The 16,451-nt window shown below is 65.6% G+C and carries 11 protein-coding genes; 3 read left to right on the top strand and 8 right to left on the bottom strand.

Annotated features, from left to right (window positions below; translation table 11 throughout):
- Positions 1–352 precede the first annotated feature (352 nt).
- The 3 genes from Q0K15_RS07670 to Q0K15_RS07660 form a co-directional block, all read right to left on the bottom strand.
- A complete protein-coding gene (locus Q0K15_RS07670) occupies positions 353–1,453 on the bottom strand; it encodes a GerAB/ArcD/ProY family transporter (RefSeq protein ID WP_294514880.1) in 1,101 nt (366 codons plus the stop codon).
- A gap of 16 nt (positions 1,454–1,469) precedes the next feature.
- A complete protein-coding gene (locus Q0K15_RS07665; protein WP_294514877.1) occupies positions 1,470–2,576 on the bottom strand; it encodes a Ger(x)C family spore germination C-terminal domain-containing protein in 1,107 nt (368 codons plus the stop codon).
- 668 nt (positions 2,577–3,244) lie between these two features.
- Entirely contained in the window at positions 3,245–4,774 is a 1,530-nt protein-coding gene (locus Q0K15_RS07660) for a spore germination protein (protein WP_294514875.1), read from the bottom strand.
- 197 nt (positions 4,775–4,971) lie between these two features.
- Here Q0K15_RS07660 and Q0K15_RS07655 point away from each other — a divergent pair, with 197 nt between their 5' ends.
- Both Q0K15_RS07655 and Q0K15_RS07650 read left to right on the top strand, forming a co-directional pair.
- Positions 4,972–5,754, top strand: coding sequence for a coenzyme F420-0:L-glutamate ligase (locus Q0K15_RS07655; protein ID WP_294514872.1), 783 nt, complete (start codon positions 4,972–4,974; stop codon positions 5,752–5,754).
- Positions 5,755–6,240: 486 nt separating this feature from the next.
- Positions 6,241–7,179 (top strand): phosphate acyltransferase, encoded by a 939-nt coding sequence (locus Q0K15_RS07650; protein WP_294514867.1) that lies wholly within the window; start codon positions 6,241–6,243, stop codon positions 7,177–7,179.
- A 297-nt stretch (positions 7,180–7,476) separates the two neighbouring features.
- Here Q0K15_RS07650 and Q0K15_RS07645 read toward each other — a convergent pair whose 3' ends face one another.
- From Q0K15_RS07645 to Q0K15_RS07625, 5 genes are all read right to left on the bottom strand, one after another.
- Positions 7,477–10,125, bottom strand: a complete 2,649-nt coding sequence (locus Q0K15_RS07645; RefSeq protein ID WP_294514864.1) for a calcium-translocating P-type ATPase, PMCA-type — start codon at positions 10,123–10,125, stop codon at positions 7,477–7,479.
- Between the two features lie 585 nt (positions 10,126–10,710).
- Entirely contained in the window at positions 10,711–12,009 is a 1,299-nt protein-coding gene (locus tag Q0K15_RS07640) for a peptidylprolyl isomerase (RefSeq protein ID WP_294514860.1), read from the bottom strand.
- Between the two features lie 255 nt (positions 12,010–12,264).
- Positions 12,265–14,226 (bottom strand): hypothetical protein, encoded by a 1,962-nt coding sequence (locus Q0K15_RS07635; protein ID WP_294514858.1) that lies wholly within the window; start codon positions 14,224–14,226, stop codon positions 12,265–12,267.
- Positions 14,201–15,103, bottom strand: coding sequence for an ABC transporter ATP-binding protein (locus tag Q0K15_RS07630; RefSeq protein WP_294514856.1), 903 nt, complete (start codon positions 15,101–15,103; stop codon positions 14,201–14,203). The genes Q0K15_RS07635 and Q0K15_RS07630 overlap by 26 nt, the downstream gene beginning before the upstream one ends.
- Positions 15,100–15,477: a GntR family transcriptional regulator gene (locus Q0K15_RS07625; protein ID WP_294514854.1), complete on the bottom strand. Its 378-nt coding sequence runs from the start codon at positions 15,475–15,477 to the stop codon at positions 15,100–15,102. The genes Q0K15_RS07630 and Q0K15_RS07625 overlap by 4 nt, the downstream gene beginning before the upstream one ends.
- Before the next feature lie 224 nt (positions 15,478–15,701).
- Here Q0K15_RS07625 and Q0K15_RS07620 point away from each other — a divergent pair, with 224 nt between their 5' ends.
- A complete protein-coding gene (locus tag Q0K15_RS07620; protein ID WP_294514851.1) occupies positions 15,702–16,208 on the top strand; it encodes an HD domain-containing protein in 507 nt (168 codons plus the stop codon).
- Positions 16,209–16,451: the final 243 nt, after the last annotated feature.

The raw sequence follows: 16,451 nt of genomic DNA, 5'->3' as shown, positions 1-16,451 counted from the left end.
ATTTATTTTACCAGATCGTTGAGCCCTTGTCAAGAACTTTTTTCGAGGTTTTCCGAACTTTTCGTCACTCTCGAAGGTGTTCTCTCTGACGCGAACTCTCTTATTCTAGCAAACTCATGAGCTTTTGTCAAGCACTTTTTTCAGATCTCAGAGATTTTCTTCTCGTCATCGTCCTGTTTTTGTGCCTCTCGCAAAGCGCTCAGTTAATATACCAAATCGTTCCCGCTTTGTCAACACCTTTTTTCAAATTTATTGACTTTTCCTGCCTTTCTTTTTACAGAAGCAAAACACAACTATATCTGTCCCTTTTCTCCCTCTTTACACCCCAAGATATGGATGCATCCCAAAGGGCTTAGGAGCTCGGCGGCGCTCTCCCCCGTTTCCTCTCTCTGATATAGCTGCACAGCAGGGCCAGAAAGGGCAGCACAAAGGCCAGTACCAGCTGTCCCGCCGGAGCCAGCCAGGTGTCCAGATCCCGGGCGGCAAAGTCGTCCGGGAAGAGGAAAACGGCGCCCAGGAAGGCCAGGAGGGCGGCGAGAATCGGAGTCCGCTTCACCCATTTGGGGCCCACCAGAGCGGCGGCCATGGCCTTGACGGCAAAGAGGAGGGTGCCCATCCAGACAAAGTCGCTCAGAATCCAGAAGGCCATGACCACAGACTCCACCCGCTGGAAGGCGCCGTCCATGCCCACGCCCCGGGCCATCTCGAAGAAGGGGACCTCCACCCGGGCGCACAGCTGCGCCCCCAGCTGGGCTACGGCGCCCAGCTGGAGCAGGGTGATGACGATACAGGTGCCCAGCAGCCACCGGCGGCCCCGCCGGGCATCCCCCTCTCTGGGCGCCACCTGCCCGGCCAGAAAGCCGCCCAGCACGCCGCCGGAGAGGACACCCACGGGCACCAGGGTAGCGGCGGCCGCGGCGGGGAGGTCCTGGGTCCACACGGGCAGCACCCGGCGGGGGCGGGCGTCCAGGAGCGAGAAGCCCACCACCAGGGCCAGGATGAGGGCCAGAACCAGAAAGCAGATCTCGGAGGCCCGGGCAAAGGCAGAGAGCTTCCGCCGGGCCATCCACACCACCACCGCCAGCAGCACCAGCAGAAAGACGGCGGGCGAGGCCCCCCGGTAGCCGGCGGTGACCATGCGCCCGGCGTAGAGCCGCCCCTCCAGGCACAGGAGGAAGAGGGCCCACACCATATATATAATTGTGACGGCCTTGCCCGCCGCCAGACCGAAGGCCCGTCGAAAACCGCCGGAGAGTCCGTCCTGTCCCCTGGAGAGGGTATAGACGGCCCAGCCCGCCCCCAGCAGGGGCGGAAAGGCCAGCAGGCCGGTGAGCCAGGCGCTCTTGTCGGCCACGGCGGCGGTGAGTACGGGGAGCGCCCGCACCGCAGGGGTCAAAAGCCCGGTAAACAGCATCCCGTAGAGCTGCCGGGCGGAGATCCGGTCCCCCTCCATGGGGCACCTCCTTTCCTCAGCTTCTGGCCACAGTGGCCTCCGCCTCCACCTCCAGGGTGAGGTTGGGAAAGACCTCCTGCCACTGTTTTTCCAGTGTCGCCTGCTTCCAGGGCACCGCCAGGGCCACCCTGTCCAGCAGGTGGATGGCGTCGGCCCGGAAGGCCTGGAACTGCGCCATGGCGGCCTCCATGGCCTCCCCGGCCAGTCGGGAGAGCTCCCCCTCCAGGGCCAGCCGGTCCTCCTCCCCCAGCCGGGCGGCGGCGCCGGAGAGCTCCGCCGCCTGGGTCTCCAGGGCACAGGCCACCCGCAGCCCCGTGAGGGTGTCCCCCTCAAAGACAGTGCGGAAGGTGGTCTTGACCCCGGTGATTTTTAAGGCGGTATAGCCCCGCTCAGGGCCGGAGAGCTCCAGGATCTGCCCCTTGCCCATGCTCCGCAGCAGGTCGGCTCCGAAAGCGGCGGTCTCATCGGTGAAGCCCTGGAGAACTCCGTCCCGGATGACGGCATAGCCCGCCGTCACCAGCACATACTCCCCCTGGGCGCCCTGGCCGTCCTCGGCCTCCCGGCGCTCCAGGGCGGGGAGCAGGGTGGCGCCGTTCTCCAGCAGGTCGGTGAGGGCCCCCCGGGCCATCTGGGGCCGGGGTCCGCCCAGCAGCTCGGCGTTCCGGGACATGGCGGAGAGCCGGTCGGGCAGGCTCTCCCCCTCCCCTGCCTCCAGCAGCAGGTCGGCGGCCTCGGCTCCCTTCACCACCCACAGCTCGGCCTCCAGCCGCAGCTCCGGGTCATGGGCCATGTGGCCCAGCAGGGACTCCAGGCCCCGCTGGGCCTCCTCCTCCCCCACCAGCACCTGCTCCACGTCGCCGAAAAAGACAAAGTCCTCCCCCCGCTCGCCCATATCGGAGCAGGCCGCCGAGATGGTGCCCGCCTGGGCCGAGAGGACCAGGGGCTCCTGGTCCCCCGGCCGGGCGCCGCTGGCGACGGTGACCGTCACCGTCTCCCCCGCTCCGGCGTCCACACCCAGGACCTCCATCAGCACGGTTTTATCGATCTGGTGGGCGTAGGGCAGGGCCGAGCACCCCACAAGCAGAAGGGCCAGCACGATAAACAGGGAAATAATTCGTCTCATGGAGACCTCCTTTCCATTGAGTGGGGTGCAGCGACCCCCGCGCACCTTGTAAAACCCTCCCCCTTCCAGGGGGAAGGTGGCATTTGCGGAGCAAATGACGGATGAGGGTGGGTCAGCAAAATGGTATTTCCCTTTTTTCTATTCAGCGCCCTCTCATCTGTCCCTGTGGAGCACCTTTCCCCCTCAGAGGGGAAGGTCATGTTTATGAAGCAAATGCCAACCAATATACGCTTTTGGAGAAAAGAGACGCTTTCAAAACCCGTTTCGCTTCCCTGCTGGAAAAGGAACGGTTTTTGGAATCCAAAGAAAAAGGGGCTCCCGTGCGGGTTAGGTGGCTCCAAATAGGAATCCGGCGGCCCGTCTTTACGCCCCCGTTGAGCACCAGCCCCGTCCATAGGTGACTACCATGGTGGAACAGGGACAGGCTGTGGTCCTATCCCACATTTTTTCGCCGCCTGCGTGGGTAGGTGTCGGGGCGTGGTGGCGCTGACTGAAATTGCCGTTGCTGCAACGTAGGTGGGGATTGTGGCGCAGAGCAGGGGCCCATTGGACGCCGCACGGGTAATAATCGCCGCATGGCGCTTCTTCTTTCCGTTACCGGGCGCAGGCTTTTCCCTCTCCACCCACATCCAGAGCGGTAATAAAGTTCTTTTTGGGTCCTTTTTCTTTTAAGAAAAAGGGCCTTGGTTGCGGCGGTTGCGGGTGCGGAGGGCAGCCTCCCGGAGCTTGACGAAGGGCAGGGGCCGCCGGAGGACGGCGTAGACGGCGTGCCGCTCTCCGTCGCCGGCCACGAAGGGCGAGAGGTAGGCCACGCCGAAGGACTCCAGGGAGGAGAGGTGGCAGATGAGGAGAAGTCCCCCCATGGCCACGCCGAACATACCCGCCAGTGCGGCCAAAGCGGCGAAGCCGAAGCGCCACAGCCGCAGGGCGGCGGCGAAGTCCTGGGAGGGCATGGTGTACCCGGCGATGCCGGCGGCGGCCACCACGATGAGGACCACCGGGGAGACGATGCGGGCCTCCACGGCGGCGGAGCCCACCACCAGTCCGCCCAGGATGGAGACGGTCTGGCCGATGGAGCTGGGGAGCCGCAGCCCGGCCTCCTGGATGATCTCGAAGGCCAGGAGCATCATGAGCACCTCAAAGATGGTGGTGAAGGGCACGTCCTGCTTGGCGGCCACGATGGCCAGGGCCAGCCGGGTGGGCAGCAGCTCCAGGTGGAAGGTGACGGCGGCGATATAGAGGGCGGGGAGAAAGAGGGTGGTGAGCATGCACAGGTACCGGATCACCAGCAGGGCCGAGGCCGCCATCCAGCTCAGAGCCTTGTCCTGGGGGGTGCGGAAGAACTGGCTGAGCCCGGCAGGCAGCAGCCAGCCCATAGGCAGGCCGTCCACCAGCACCCCCACCCGCCCCTCCACGATGCCGGAGGAGAAGCGGTCGGGCCGCTCGGTGGAGAGGATGGTGGGAAAGGCGGTGCGCACCTCCCCGGTGAGGTACTCCTCCAAGCTGGCCGGGGAGATGAGGCCGTCGATGTCGATGGCGGCCAGCCGCCCCTCCATCGCCGCCACCGTCTCCGGGTTGGCAATGCCCTCGATCCACACCAGGTCCACCGGGGTCACTGTCTGCCGTCCCACCAGCAGCTCCTTGATGCGCAGGTCGGGGGCTCGGACCCGGCGGCGGAGGATGGAGGTGTTGGTGCGGATGGACTCCACGAAGGAGTCCCGGGGCCCCTTGAGGGGCGGCTCGTTCTCCGACGGGGAGATGGACCGCTTCTCCTCGGTCTGGACCAGGAAGGAGAGCGCCTTCCCCGTTTTTGGGAAAAAGAGCAGACACCAGCCGTTGATGAGATCAAAGACCCCCTGGTCGGCGGTGGTCCGCTCCTCCAGGATGAGGTTGTAGAGGGCCCCCTTCTGGATGCGCTCCACCGCCTGGGCCTCGTCGCACTGTGCCAGCGTCTCGTCCTGGGCCAGGGGCCGCAGGATATAGTCGCTGATGCGCTCCATCTTCACCATGCCGGAGAGATAGCACAGGGTGGCCGTCCGGGCCGGATCGCCCCCCAGGGCCACCGTCCGCTTGGCGAAGTCCACGCTGCCTCCAAAGACCCGCTCCATATTCTCCGCCGTCAGGGGTCCGTCGATCCGGGGCTCCTGCCGGGGGTGGGGCGGCACCGGCTCCCGCCGGTCCTTTTTCCGTCCGAACACCGTCCTCCCTCCTTTCTGGCCTAGTCTGTCCCGGCGCTCCCCCGTTTATTCCCCCATTTTGGGGAAAAATGGACCGGGAAGGGTTGATTTTTCCCGGGAAACGGCTATACTTTTACCGTGCCGCCGGGCAGAGCCCGGCTCTGAGGTGAACAGCGGAGGGTCTCCCTCCGGGAAAGATAGCGGAAAAAGGAGCGGCTATGGAAGCGAAAGATTTTTACGTCAACGCCACAAAAAAGCTCATTATCGAGGTGGACGGCAAGACCTATGCCCGTCACGCCATCCAGATCCCCTTCGTCAACGTGGGCGACGACTACGACGCCCTGGTGCGGCAGTACGTGGTGCCGGTGTGGCAGCCCGGCGACATCGTCTCCGTCAGTGAGAAGATCGTGGCCCTGTGTCAGAAGCGGGTGGTCTACGCCGAGGACGTGAAGCCCGGTCTGCTGGCCAACATCCTGTGCCGCTGCGTGGCCCAGACCGCCGCCGGCCCCGGTGCCGGCGTCCCCTACAAGATGCAGTTCGCCATCAACCAGTGCGGCGCCCCCAAGATCCTGTGGGCCGCCTTCCGGGCCGCCATCGACAAGCTCCGGGGCGTCCACGGCACCTTCTACAAGATCGCCGGCGACGAGGTCTACGGCCTGGACGGCTTCTTCGGCCACGACATCGAGGAGTACGCCGAGATGGGCATCCGCATCCCCGCCGACCCCGACGGGGTGTGCGAGAAGGTGCTCAAGGACACCGGCGTGGTCTCCATGATCGTGGACGCCAACGCCCTGGCCCAGGAGATTCTGGGCAAGTGCTCCGCCCTGAAGGACTGGGCTGATGAGAAGCTCGCAAAGCTCATCGGCGACAACCCCGCCGGTCAGGTGCGGCAGCTCACCCCCTTCATCCTCATCCGGGAGGTCCCCAAGGAGGAGGCCGCCGGGCTGGAGGCCAAGGCCCAGGCCGACATCGCCGCCCGGGAGGCCGTCCAGCAGGGCTGAGCATCCCCGCAATACAGAACCCGAGGGCTGTCGAAAAAGCACATATGCGCTTGATTTTTGGCAAGAGCCTCGCAGAGTTCCGTCGTCCGCAGACGACGGAATGAAATTCAGTCCGTTTTTTCCGGGGACATGTGCCTCGGAAAAAACTCTCTTCAGCCTGCAAGCGTGCGAGCGCAGCGAGTGCGACGCAGCAGGCTGCATCCCTTCGAAAAAATGCTTGCATTTTTGAGAGAGCCTGTCGACTTTGTCGACAGGCTCAGCGGCGGGCGCATCGCAGGATGCGCCTGCCTTTTTGTCCCCTGGCCGTGGACACGGGCACCGGGCAGAGGCCGGCACGTCCCATGCCCCGCCCGTCCCACTTTCGTTTGCGGCCTGAACATTTCCTTTTTGCCCAATTTCTCTTGTCATCGCCGGGGAAATAGGCTATACTGAGACAAGACACGGCTGCGCGGCAGCCACATGGTAAAGTGGATCGGAGATGACATTATGGAACTGAAAAATTTCGACGCGATCCTGGAGCGCGTACCCAAGATGTCCCGTCCCATGCGGGTGATCCTGGCCGGTTCCGACGGTGAGAACATGCTCAAGGGTATCTTCGCCGCTCAGGAAAAGGGTCTGGTACAGCCCGTGCTGGTGGGCGACCGCGCCCGGACCATTACGGTCCTGGAGCAGTTCGGTCTGGAGAAGGAGCCCTACACCATGGTGGACACCCCTCCCGGACACAACATCACCCAGATGGCCATCGACATCATCAACTCCGGCGACGGCGACGTGCTCATGCGCGGCAACATCCCCACCCGTGACTTCCTGATGCCGGTGCTGGACGGCAAGAACGGCCTGCGCACTGACCGGCTCATGAGCCACGTGTCCCTGGCCTCCCTGCCCGAGTATCCCAAGCTGCTGGCCCTGAGTGACATGACCGTCATCATCAAGCCCAACATGACCCAGAAGAAGGCCATCATCAAGAACACCGCCGACGCCCTGAAGGCCTTCGGCTATGAGAATCCCAAGCTGGCCTTGCTGAGCCTGGTGGAGCAGGTGACCTTCCACATGCAGGACACCGTGGAGGCCCAGCGCCTGGTGGCCGAGCAGAAGCAGAAGCCCTTTGCCGACTGCGAGCTGTGGGGCCCCATTGCCTACGACCTCATTCTGAGCAAGGAGGCCGCCCGCCTGAAGCACTACGACTGCCCCTGGAGCGGCGGCGGCTTCGACGGCATCATCGCCCCCGACCTCTCCACCGCCAATACCCTGGTGAAGAGCTGGCTCATCCACGCCCACGCCGTCACCTGCGGCGCCGTGGTGGGCGCCAAGGTGCCCATCGCCCTCACCAGCCGCAGCGCCAACGAGGAGGAGACCTACCTCTCCCTGGTGTTCTGCGCCGTGCTGGACGCCTGGCGGAAGAAGAACAAGGCCGCCGAGGGCTGACAAACTCCATAGACAGAAAGTGGCTGGAGCAGACTGCTCCAGCCACTTTTTTGTCCCCATCACGCCCACGGCATCACATCGCAGGGCTGGCGTAGGGGCGGATAGCATCCGCCCGCCACAGCGATATGGGATGACTGTTGCGTGGGGCGCGACGACCCCGGCGCGCCAAACCACTTCTGAGACGCACCCTCATCCGGCCCTGCGGGCCACCTCCCCCCTGGGGGGGAAGGTGGCATTTGCGGAGCAAATGACGGATGAGGGGGCGCTGATCGGGCACTCAGCCGGTTTCTGCCCTCTTCACACCCCCACGGCCTTCCGGTCTTTCCGGTCCTTTCGCCCGGCCCCGTGGAGGATCTTTTCCCCCTCGCTGGCGGCGGCGGGGGCGAGGGACAGCAGGAGCACCCAGCCCCAGGCCCGCAGGGGCATGGCCACGGTGCCGAACACCAGCCGCAGGGGCGGACAGACCAGGGCGGAGAGCAGCAGGGCCAGCCCCACCAGGAAGGCCTTGACCATCGACCGGTTGGAGGTGAGGCCCAGCTGGGCCACGGTTTTGTGGTCGCTGCGCACATCAAAGGCGTGGAAGAGCTGGCAGAGGGTGAGGGTGGCGAAGGCCATGGTGCCGGCCAGAGCGCCGCCGTCATGGGCCATGGACCAGCCCAGGCCCCAGGCGCCCAGGGTGACCGCCCCCACCAGCAGCCCCTGCCAGGCCAGGCGCAGGGAGAAGTCCCTGGTGAAGAGACTGGCGTGGGCGGGCCGGGGTCCCTCCTCCATGACCCCCTCCTCCACCGGCTCCACCCCCAGGGCCAGGGCGGGCAGGGAGTCGGTGACCAGGTTGAGCCACAGGAGCTGCACCGGCGTCAGGGGCGTCTGGGGCAGGTCCAGGGCGGTGGCCAGAGCCACGGCGGCGATCTCCCCGATGTTGCAGGAGAGGAGGTAGTGGATGGCCTTGCGGATGTTGGAAAAGATGCCCCGCCCCTCCTCCACCGCCCGGACGATGGTGGTGAAGTTGTCGTCGGTGAGCACCATATCGGCGGCCCCCTTGGCCACGTCGGTGCCGGAGCGGCCCATGGCGCAGCCGATGTCGGCGGCCTTGAGGGCGGGGGCGTCGTTGACCCCGTCCCCCGTCATGGCCACCACCTGTCCCCGCTTTTGCCAGGCCTGGACGATGCGCATTTTGTGCTCCGGGGTCACCCGGGCGTAGACGGAGAACCTCTCCACCTCCCGCTCCAGCATGTCCTGGGGCATGAAGTCCAGCTCCTCCCCGGTGACGGCCACATCCCCCGGCCGCAGCAGGTCCAGCTCCCGGGCCACCGCCAGGGCGGTGAGCCGGTGGTCGCCGGTGATCATGACGGGGCGGATGCCGGCGGTGAAGCACCGCGCCACCGCCCCCTTCACCTCCGGCCGGGGCGGGTCCATCATGCCCACCAGCCCCACCAGGGTGAGGCCCTTCTCCATGCTCCGGGTGTCGGTGCCCGCCGGGAGGGCGGGCAGATCCCGCCGGGCCACCGCCAGCACCCGCAGGGCCCGCTGGGCCATGGCCTCGTTGGCCGCCGCCGCCCGGCGGGCCACAGCCGGGGTGAAGTCGGTCTCCCCGTTTGCCCCCAAAGCCTTGGAGCACAAGGGAAAGAGCACGTCGGGCGCCCCTTTGACCAGCAGGCGGCAGCCGCCGCCTTCCAGGGGGTGGAGGGTGCTCATCCGCTTCCGGTCGGAGTCGAAGGGGCACTCCCCCTGCCGGGGGTATTTCCGCTCCAGCTCGGACTTGTCCAGCCCGGCGGTCCGGGCCGCCTCCACAATGGCACACTCGGTGGGGTCCCCTACCGCCTTTGTCCCGCCGCCGTCCCGCACCAGCTCGGCGTCCGAGCACAGGGCCCCGCCGGTGAGGACGGCGTTCCGGTCGCCGCTGGCAGTCCACACCTCCTGGACCGTCATCCGGTTCTGGGTCAGGGTCCCCGTCTTGTCCGAGCAGATGACCCCGGCGCAGCCCAGGGTCTCCACCGCCGGCAGCCGCCGGACGATGGCCCCCCGCTTCGCCATCCGCTGCACCCCCAGGGCCAGCACGATGGTAACCACCGCAGGGAGTCCCTCCGGGATGGCGGCCACCGCCAGGGAGACGGCGGTGAGGAACATGTCCAGCATGCCCTTTCCCCGCAGCAGGCCCACCCCGAACATGACGGCGCAGACGCACAGGCAGAGAAAGGAAAGCGTGCCTGAAATTTCCGCCATTTTCTTCTGTAAAGGAGTTTCCCCTTCACCTTGTTCCAGCAAGAGACCGGCGATGTGGCCCATCTCGGTCTCCATGCCGGTGGCGGTGATGACGCAGGTCCCCCGGCCGGCAGTGATGACGGTGCCGGAGAGGACCATGTTCCTCCGGTCGCCCAGAGACGTCTCCGGCGGCAGGGCCCCACAGGCTTCCTTGGTGACGGGGAGGGACTCCCCGGTCATGGCTGACTCGTCGGCGGTGAGTCCGGCGGCGGAGAGGACCCGGGCGTCGGCGGGGACCAGGTCGCCGGCCTCCAGGCGGATAAGGTCGCCGGGCACCAGCTGGGCGGCCTCCACCCGGCAGGGCTGGCCGTCCCGGACGGCGTTGGCCATGGGGGCGGAGAGGTCCCGGAGGGCCTCCAGGGCCCGCTGGGCGCTGTCCTCCTGGGAGAGGGAGATGACGGCGTTCAATAGGACAATGCCCAGGATGATGACGGCCTCCACCCAGTCCTCGCCGCCCCCGGCCCACAATGAGAGCCCCGCCGCCCCCAGCAGCACCAGCACCATGGGGTCCTTGAGCTGGCCCAGCAGCCGCTTCAGCAGCCCCGGACCCTCCCTGGCTTTAAGCTCGTTGCGTCCCCCCGTCTCCAGCCGCTTCTGGGCCTCCCCGGCGGAGAGGCCCTTCGTGCCGCTGGTCCTCAGCTCATCCAGCACCGCTTTGGTGCCCATGGCGTACCATGCTCTCATTCCGCGTCCCCTCTTTTCCAAATTCTGTATGAAGCAGTATACCACCGGCCTGTCCGACTTTCCCCGTGAAGAAGGGCGGACGATTGGGGACATATTTTGTTTTTTTGCCGCATAGGACGGGGACGGCAACCTCGGTACATCTTAAGAAAGGGGGGAAGGTCAGCGTGCCGCCCCTCAAATATCATCCTGCGCCACAGCAAAGGAAATGCCAGTCAGCGCCACCACGTCCCGACACCCACCCACGCAGGCGGCGAAAAAATGTTGGATAGGACCACAGCGTATCCCTGTTCCACCGGCGGAGTCACCTGTGGACGGTGCTGGTGCTGGGCGGGGGCGTAAAGACGGGCCGCCGGATTCCTATTTGGAGCCACTCAACCCCCACGGGAGCCCCTTTTTCTTTGGATTCCAAAAACCATTTCTTTTTCCTGCGGGAAAAAGAAATGGTTTTTGACCGTCTCCCCCGACCTTTCACATAACAGAATGGTTCATGGTTGGGGGCGTGGTTTGGTAGACAGCCTTTGCTGCCCAATCAAAAACGGCCCCGCCCTGTTTTCACAGGGCGGGGCCGTCGGCCTGGTGTGTTGTTCACGCCGCGGGGGTCTCGGTGGGGGCCACCGTCTCCGTGGGGGCGACGGTCTCAACGGGGACCTCGCTCTCGGCGGGGACGCTCTCCACAGGGGCCGTGGTCTCGGGAGCGGTGGTCTCGGCGGGGGCGGTGTCGGCCTGGCTGGCGGCGGAGATGTCGCTCCGGAGGGTGGTGAGGCCGTCGTAGTAGGCCTGGAGATCCAGGCTGTCCAGCTCCTCGGCCCGCTCCACCTGGGCCTCGTCCATCCACTGGTCGATCTGGTCCTGCATCTTCACCTGGGCGTACTTGTCGTAGCCGGCCTCGTTGTCGGCGGAGAGGCGGAGGATGATGTGGTAGCCGTACTGGCTCTGGATGGGCTCGCTGATCTCGCCCTCGCCCAGAGCCTTGGTGCCCTCGTAGAACTCATCCACCATCTCGCCGGGGCCGAAGGTGTAGCCCTCGGTGCCGCCGTTGACATTGCCGGAGGAGTCCACGTCGTCGGTGTTCTCGGTCATGAGCTGGTCAAAGAGAGTCATGGGGTCCTCGGCGGAGAGGAGCTGGTCGTAGAGGGCCTGGGCCTGGGCCTGGGCGGCGGCCATACCGTCGTCGGTGACGTTGCCGTCGGCGTCGGTGACGGGCTCGGCCTTGATGAGGATGTGCTTGGCGTGGAAGACGCCGGCCTCGTTCAGCTTGTCGGCGTCGGGGGCGTCGGTACCCTCGGTGCCGAAGAGCCCCTCCATCAGATTGTTATAGAGGAAGCTGGCCTGGTTGATGTGGAAGAAGCCCTCCTGGGAGAGGCCCATGTAGGAGATGAGGCGGACCAGCTCGGTATCCACCTTGTCGCTCTGGGTCTCGATGTCCAGACCGGCCTGCTGGGCCAGGGACTCCTTCATGGTCTGGAGCTGCTCGTCATAGGCGGTCTGATTGTCCTTGGTCCAGCCCAGCTTCAGCTCCTCGGCCTTGTTCTCCATGAGCTGGTAGAGGGTGGCGGTCTCCACGGCGCTGTCCAGGTAGTACTGCCCCAGGGTCTGGCCGTTCCCCATGTCCATGGTGAGATCGGTCATGCCCCAGGCGGCGTACTGGTCGGCGTAGCTGCTCACCCAGTAGAGGAGCTCTTCGGCGGGCACCTGAGCGCCGTCCACGGTGAGGAGGGGGGTGTCCCGGGTGATGCCGGCGGTCTGCATGATGATGTCCTCCGGCACCTCGCTGGGCAGGGGGAGCTCCGTAAAGGTGGCAGCGGTGGAGCCGCAGCCGGCCAGGACGCCGCCCAGCACGGCGGCGGACAGGGCCGCGCCTAACATTCTGGTGGTCAATTTCATGTTGTTCTCTCCTTAATGGTCTTGAATAGACGGGGATAACTATACCACTTCCGGCGCAAAAAAACAATGGGAAAGGGGGCGCGCAGCGCCGGAGCTGGGGATTTCTCATCCGCGGCGCGGAACCGGCGGGGGGACGGGCGCGGGCTTGGAAGGCGGCCAAAGGCCGCCCCTGCCCCAGTCGGAGGAATGGTTTTGTTTTCCGGACGCAAAGGGGCCCGCCGCAGACGCGGCGGGCCCTCATATGGTGAGTCTGTCTCAGCCCTCCTCCCAAACACTGCGGCTGAACTGGGTCTCCAGGATGTGGGTGCTGTCCAGGATGCCCGCCTCCCGCAGGGTGTCCAGGGTCTCCACCGAGGTGGTCTGGAGGGTGATGCGCACCCGCGCGTCCCCCATCTCGGAGTCGGCCCACTGGTAGGTGAGCTCCAGGTCGGTGTAGTAGCAGTTCTCCAGCCGGTCCACGTCATCCATCAGATAGCGGCGGCCCAGGTCGCCGTGGGCGATGTCGTCCTTGAGGGCCTGGATGACCTCCTCCCGCCAGCCCACGGGGACGGGGTAGGCGGCGTACTCCCCGGTCTCGGTGTTGTAGACGTCCAGGGAGATGCCGGTGAGGCGCAGGGTGCCGTCGGCAAGGGCCTTCTCCCGGTCGGCGGGGAAGTACTGCTCCTCGATGACCTCCGGCCGGTTGAGGAGGGCGTTGAGCTTCCCGGCGGCGGAGTTGGGGTCGGCCAGGGCGTCGGCGTCGTAGGAGATGCGGTACTCCCGCTGCATCACATCGCCGCCGATCAGGGCGTATCCGATCTCCACCCGGCTGCTGCCGGTGGTCTGGACGTCGATCCGCTGTCCCCCCTCCATATACCGGGTCTCATAGCGGCTGCCCGTCTCGGCGTTCTCCTGGGCGCTCTGCTCGGACACGATGGTGCGGTGGAGGTCCACCACCGCCGCAATGAGCTCCGGGTCGTCGGAGACAATGGTGGCGTCGCCGCTGTCGTAGGGGGAGGAGCCCCCGGGGTAGAGGGACACGGACACCACCCGGTCGGGGTCGGGGGTCCGCCGCTCGAAGCCGGTGAGGTCCAGCTCCATCACGGCGATGAGGCAGGTGAAGGCCAGGCCCAGGCCCACGCAGCCCTTCCAGCTGCTTTTAAAGACCCAGAATTTCTTCTGAAGGAGCATCTCGGCCACGAAGTAGCCCACAGCGCCCCACACCAGCAAAAAGCCCAGCAGAGGCCAGCCCCCCTTGGGGAGGGCGTAGACAAAGAACTGGTAGAGGACCTGGCCCACGGAGAGGGCGGCGCAGATACCCACGCCGTACTTGAAGATGGGCTTGCTCCAGGCCACGGTGACCACGTCGCCGGCCCCCTCCAGGTGGCGGCGGCGGTAGAGCCACAGGGCGGCGGCGGTGAGGACGATGCCCGCCAGGGCGTAGATGAGGACGGTGCCCATGCCGTGGAACCGGACCTGCAGCAGGCGGTCTGCCTGGAGCCCCTCCGCACCCCAGACGGTCTCCACTTCCAGGGCGTTGTTGATCCGGAAGAAGGGGCTCAGCCAGTCGCACAGCTCGGTGAGCCGGCCCACGTTCACATAGCCGTAGACGAAGGAGGAGAGGACCTGGTTGATGAGGTACAGCAGGCCCACCGCCAGCACGTTGAGGATGCCGTAGAAGGCGGGCAGGGCCAGGATGTGGCCGGTGAACATGGCGCAGAAGACGGCGAAGGAGAAGAAAAAGAAGCTCAGCAGCACCTGGACCGCCAGCCACACCAGCAGTCCCCGCAGGTCCAGCACCCCCATACCCAGCTCGGCCAGGAGGGTGAGGAGAAAGACTCCGGCGGCGGGGAGCACCAGGAAGGAGAGGCCGGAGAGGTAGTTGGTGAGAAAGAGGTCCTCCCGGCGCAGGGGCAGGGCGTGGAAGAAGGCCACGCTGCGGCTGCTGTATAGGTAGGAAAAGACGGCCATGGCGGCCAGGATGGCAAAGCACAGCGTGGTGGCCACCGAGGGGAAGGCGGCCATCTGCCGGACGGTGTCTACGGCAAAGTACTGGGGGGCGTTCAGACCGCCGATGAGGCCATCGGTCTGCCCGCTCAGAAGGAGGGCCATGGGCAGACCCACCAGCCAGCCCAGGGCGTACACCGCCCAGATGGGCCAGAACCGGGCCATGTTCTTCTTCCACAGGGCGGGATAGAACCGCCGGCTTTTCTCAGAGGATGATGTCGCGGACCGCATAGTCCTCACCTCCCAGCTCATAGATGAAAATTTCCTCCAGCGTGAGGGGCAGGGCCTCCAGCAGGATGGGAGCGTACACCGCCAGGCGGTTGGTGACGTCGGTGGCGTTGCCCCGGACGATGAGGGTGTGGATACGCCCCACCTGGGAGACGTGGAGGACCTCCAGGTCGTCGGGGAGCCTGGGCAGCTCCCGCTCCTGAAAGACCACCTGCATCTTGACCAGGTTCTCCTGGAGGTCGGTGAGGCTCCGCTCGATGAGGACCTTTCCGTGGGAGAGGATGCCCACCCGGTCGCACACGTCCTCCAGCTCCCGGAGGTTGTGGGAGGAGACCAGCACGGTGGTGCCCTCCTGGGCCACGTCGGCCATGATAAGGCTCCACACCTGCCGGCGCATCACCGGGTCCAGGCCGTCCACCGGCTCGTCCAGCACCAGCACCTCCGGCCGGCAGCACAGGGAGAGCCAGAAGGCGGCCTGCTTCTGCATGCCCTTGGACAGGCGGCGCATGGGCCGCTTCTCGTCCACCTGGGAGAAGAGGTCCCGCAGGGTCCGGTAGCGGTTCTGGTCGAATCTGGGATAAAAGCCCTTTAAAAACTTAGCCATGTCCCGGGTGGAGGCCGACAGGAAATAGTAGAGCTCGTCGGGGATGGAGGCCACCCGGGCCTTGGCCGCCGGGTTTTCATAGATGGGCTCCCCCTCCAGCAGCACCTCCCCGGAGTCCTGCCGGTAGATGCCGGTGATGTGGCGCAGCAGGGTGGATTTGCCCGCCCCGTTGGGCCCCACCAGGCCGTACACCGACCCCTTGGGCACCGTCATGGTCAGCCCGTCCAGGGCCCGGAAGCCGTCAAAGGCCTTGACCACATTCCTTGCCTCGATCATATCTCATCCTCTCCCTTCGTCCCCGCTTCGCTCACCCGGGCGGCCAACTCCCCGGGGGTCATCCCCAGGAAGAGCAACTCGGTGACCGCCTCGTCCAGCTGCCGGAGCAGGGCCTCCCGCCGGCCGTGGGCGCCGGCGGCCCCCTTGGCCGCAAAGACGCCCCGGCCCGCCTCCGCCCGGAGATAGCCCTCCTGCTCCAGGGCCTCGTAGGCCCTCTGGATGGTGTTGGGGTTGATGGCCAGAGAGGCGGCCAGCGCCCGCACCGAGGGGAACTGCTCCCCCTCCCGGATGGCGCCGGTGATCACCAGGTGCCGCAGACCGTCCTTGACCTGAAGATAGATGGGCCGGGCGTCCCGATAGTTGAGTTGGATCACAACCCGTCCTCCTTTCCTCCCCATGGGGAAGTGTATGAACTGCCTTGGTACAGTCAGTATACAGGAACCGGCCAAAGGATGTCTTAAAAATTTATGACGTTTTTCCGACTTCCTGCCACTTTCTTCACCTGGACATTGGCTACACAGGAGCCTATAATATATGTATGGGGGACCGCTGCCGCGTCCCCCGCCATTCGTCATCAAAGGAGGGCAAGGTGATTCCCATGCACAATCCAAACTACGATTCCTTTCTCCGCTGCGTCCAGGACCTGCTGGACACCCCGGAAGTCCGTTCCATGCGGCAGTACCCCCACCACCCCCGCACCACCTGCTATGAGCACTCGGTGTGCGTGGCCTACGTCTCCTACCGCCTGGCCCGCCGTTGGGGTCTGGATTACCGCGCCGCCGCCCGGGCGGGGCTGCTCCACGACCTCTACCTCTACAATTCCAGAGAGAAGCCGTCCTACTACGGCAACCAGTGCTTCACCCACCCCGTGGTGGCCCTGAAGAACGCCTGGGCCCTGTGCGGCAGCCTCACCCCCATGGAGGAGAACATCATCGTCTCCCACATGTGGCCTCTGGCCCGGAAAATGCCCCGGTACCGGGAGGCCCTGGTTGTCAACCTGGCCGACAAGCTGTGCGCCACCGCCGAGGTGGTGGGCCTCCGGCGGTTCTCCCGCCGGGTGGCCGCCCATGCCTGGACTGTCCGGCATACCCCGGCCGCAGCCTGAACACAAACGGCACCTGTCCCCTTTCCCAAAGCCGGACAGGTGCCGTTTTGTGCTTTTGAGGGAGACTGCACCACTTTTGCGTGGGGCGCGACGACTCGGCACGCCCAAAAGCCTTCCCCGGGGGGAAGGTGGCATTTGCGCAGCAAATGACGGATGAGGGGGAGCCTTGCGGCGTGGTTTATGTCACGGTCCGTGGGACCACTTTTCTTGTGAGGCGCAGCGCATCTCTGAAAACCTTCCCCC

The organism is uncultured Intestinimonas sp. (assembly GCF_944387245.1).
GTDB lineage: Bacteria > Bacillota > Clostridia > Oscillospirales > Oscillospiraceae > Intestinimonas.
The sequence above is the reverse complement of the archived record's forward strand: the minus strand, read 5'-3'. Positions and strand labels throughout refer to the sequence as shown.

What these genes read in the sequence shown, in the direction of transcription:
- Q0K15_RS07665 (WP_294514877.1), bottom strand. Translation starts at nt 2,576, where the DNA reads ATGAGACGAATTATTTCCCTGTTTATCGTGCTGGCCCTTCTGCTTGTG.
- Q0K15_RS07620 (WP_294514851.1), top strand. Translation starts at nt 15,702, where the DNA reads ATGCACAATCCAAACTACGATTCCTTTCTCCGCTGCGTCCAGGACCTG.
- Q0K15_RS07645 (WP_294514864.1), bottom strand. Translation starts at nt 10,125, where the DNA reads ATGAGAGCATGGTACGCCATGGGCACCAAAGCGGTGCTGGATGAGCTG.
- Q0K15_RS07640 (WP_294514860.1), bottom strand. Translation starts at nt 12,009, where the DNA reads ATGAAATTGACCACCAGAATGTTAGGCGCGGCCCTGTCCGCCGCCGTG.
- Q0K15_RS07655 (WP_294514872.1), top strand. Translation starts at nt 4,972, where the DNA reads ATGGAAGCGAAAGATTTTTACGTCAACGCCACAAAAAAGCTCATTATC.
- Q0K15_RS07670 (WP_294514880.1), bottom strand. Translation starts at nt 1,453, where the DNA reads ATGGAGGGGGACCGGATCTCCGCCCGGCAGCTCTACGGGATGCTGTTT.
- Q0K15_RS07635 (WP_294514858.1), bottom strand. Translation starts at nt 14,226, where the DNA reads ATGCGGTCCGCGACATCATCCTCTGAGAAAAGCCGGCGGTTCTATCCC.
- Q0K15_RS07650 (WP_294514867.1), top strand. Translation starts at nt 6,241, where the DNA reads ATGGAACTGAAAAATTTCGACGCGATCCTGGAGCGCGTACCCAAGATG.
- Q0K15_RS07630 (WP_294514856.1), bottom strand. Translation starts at nt 15,103, where the DNA reads ATGATCGAGGCAAGGAATGTGGTCAAGGCCTTTGACGGCTTCCGGGCC.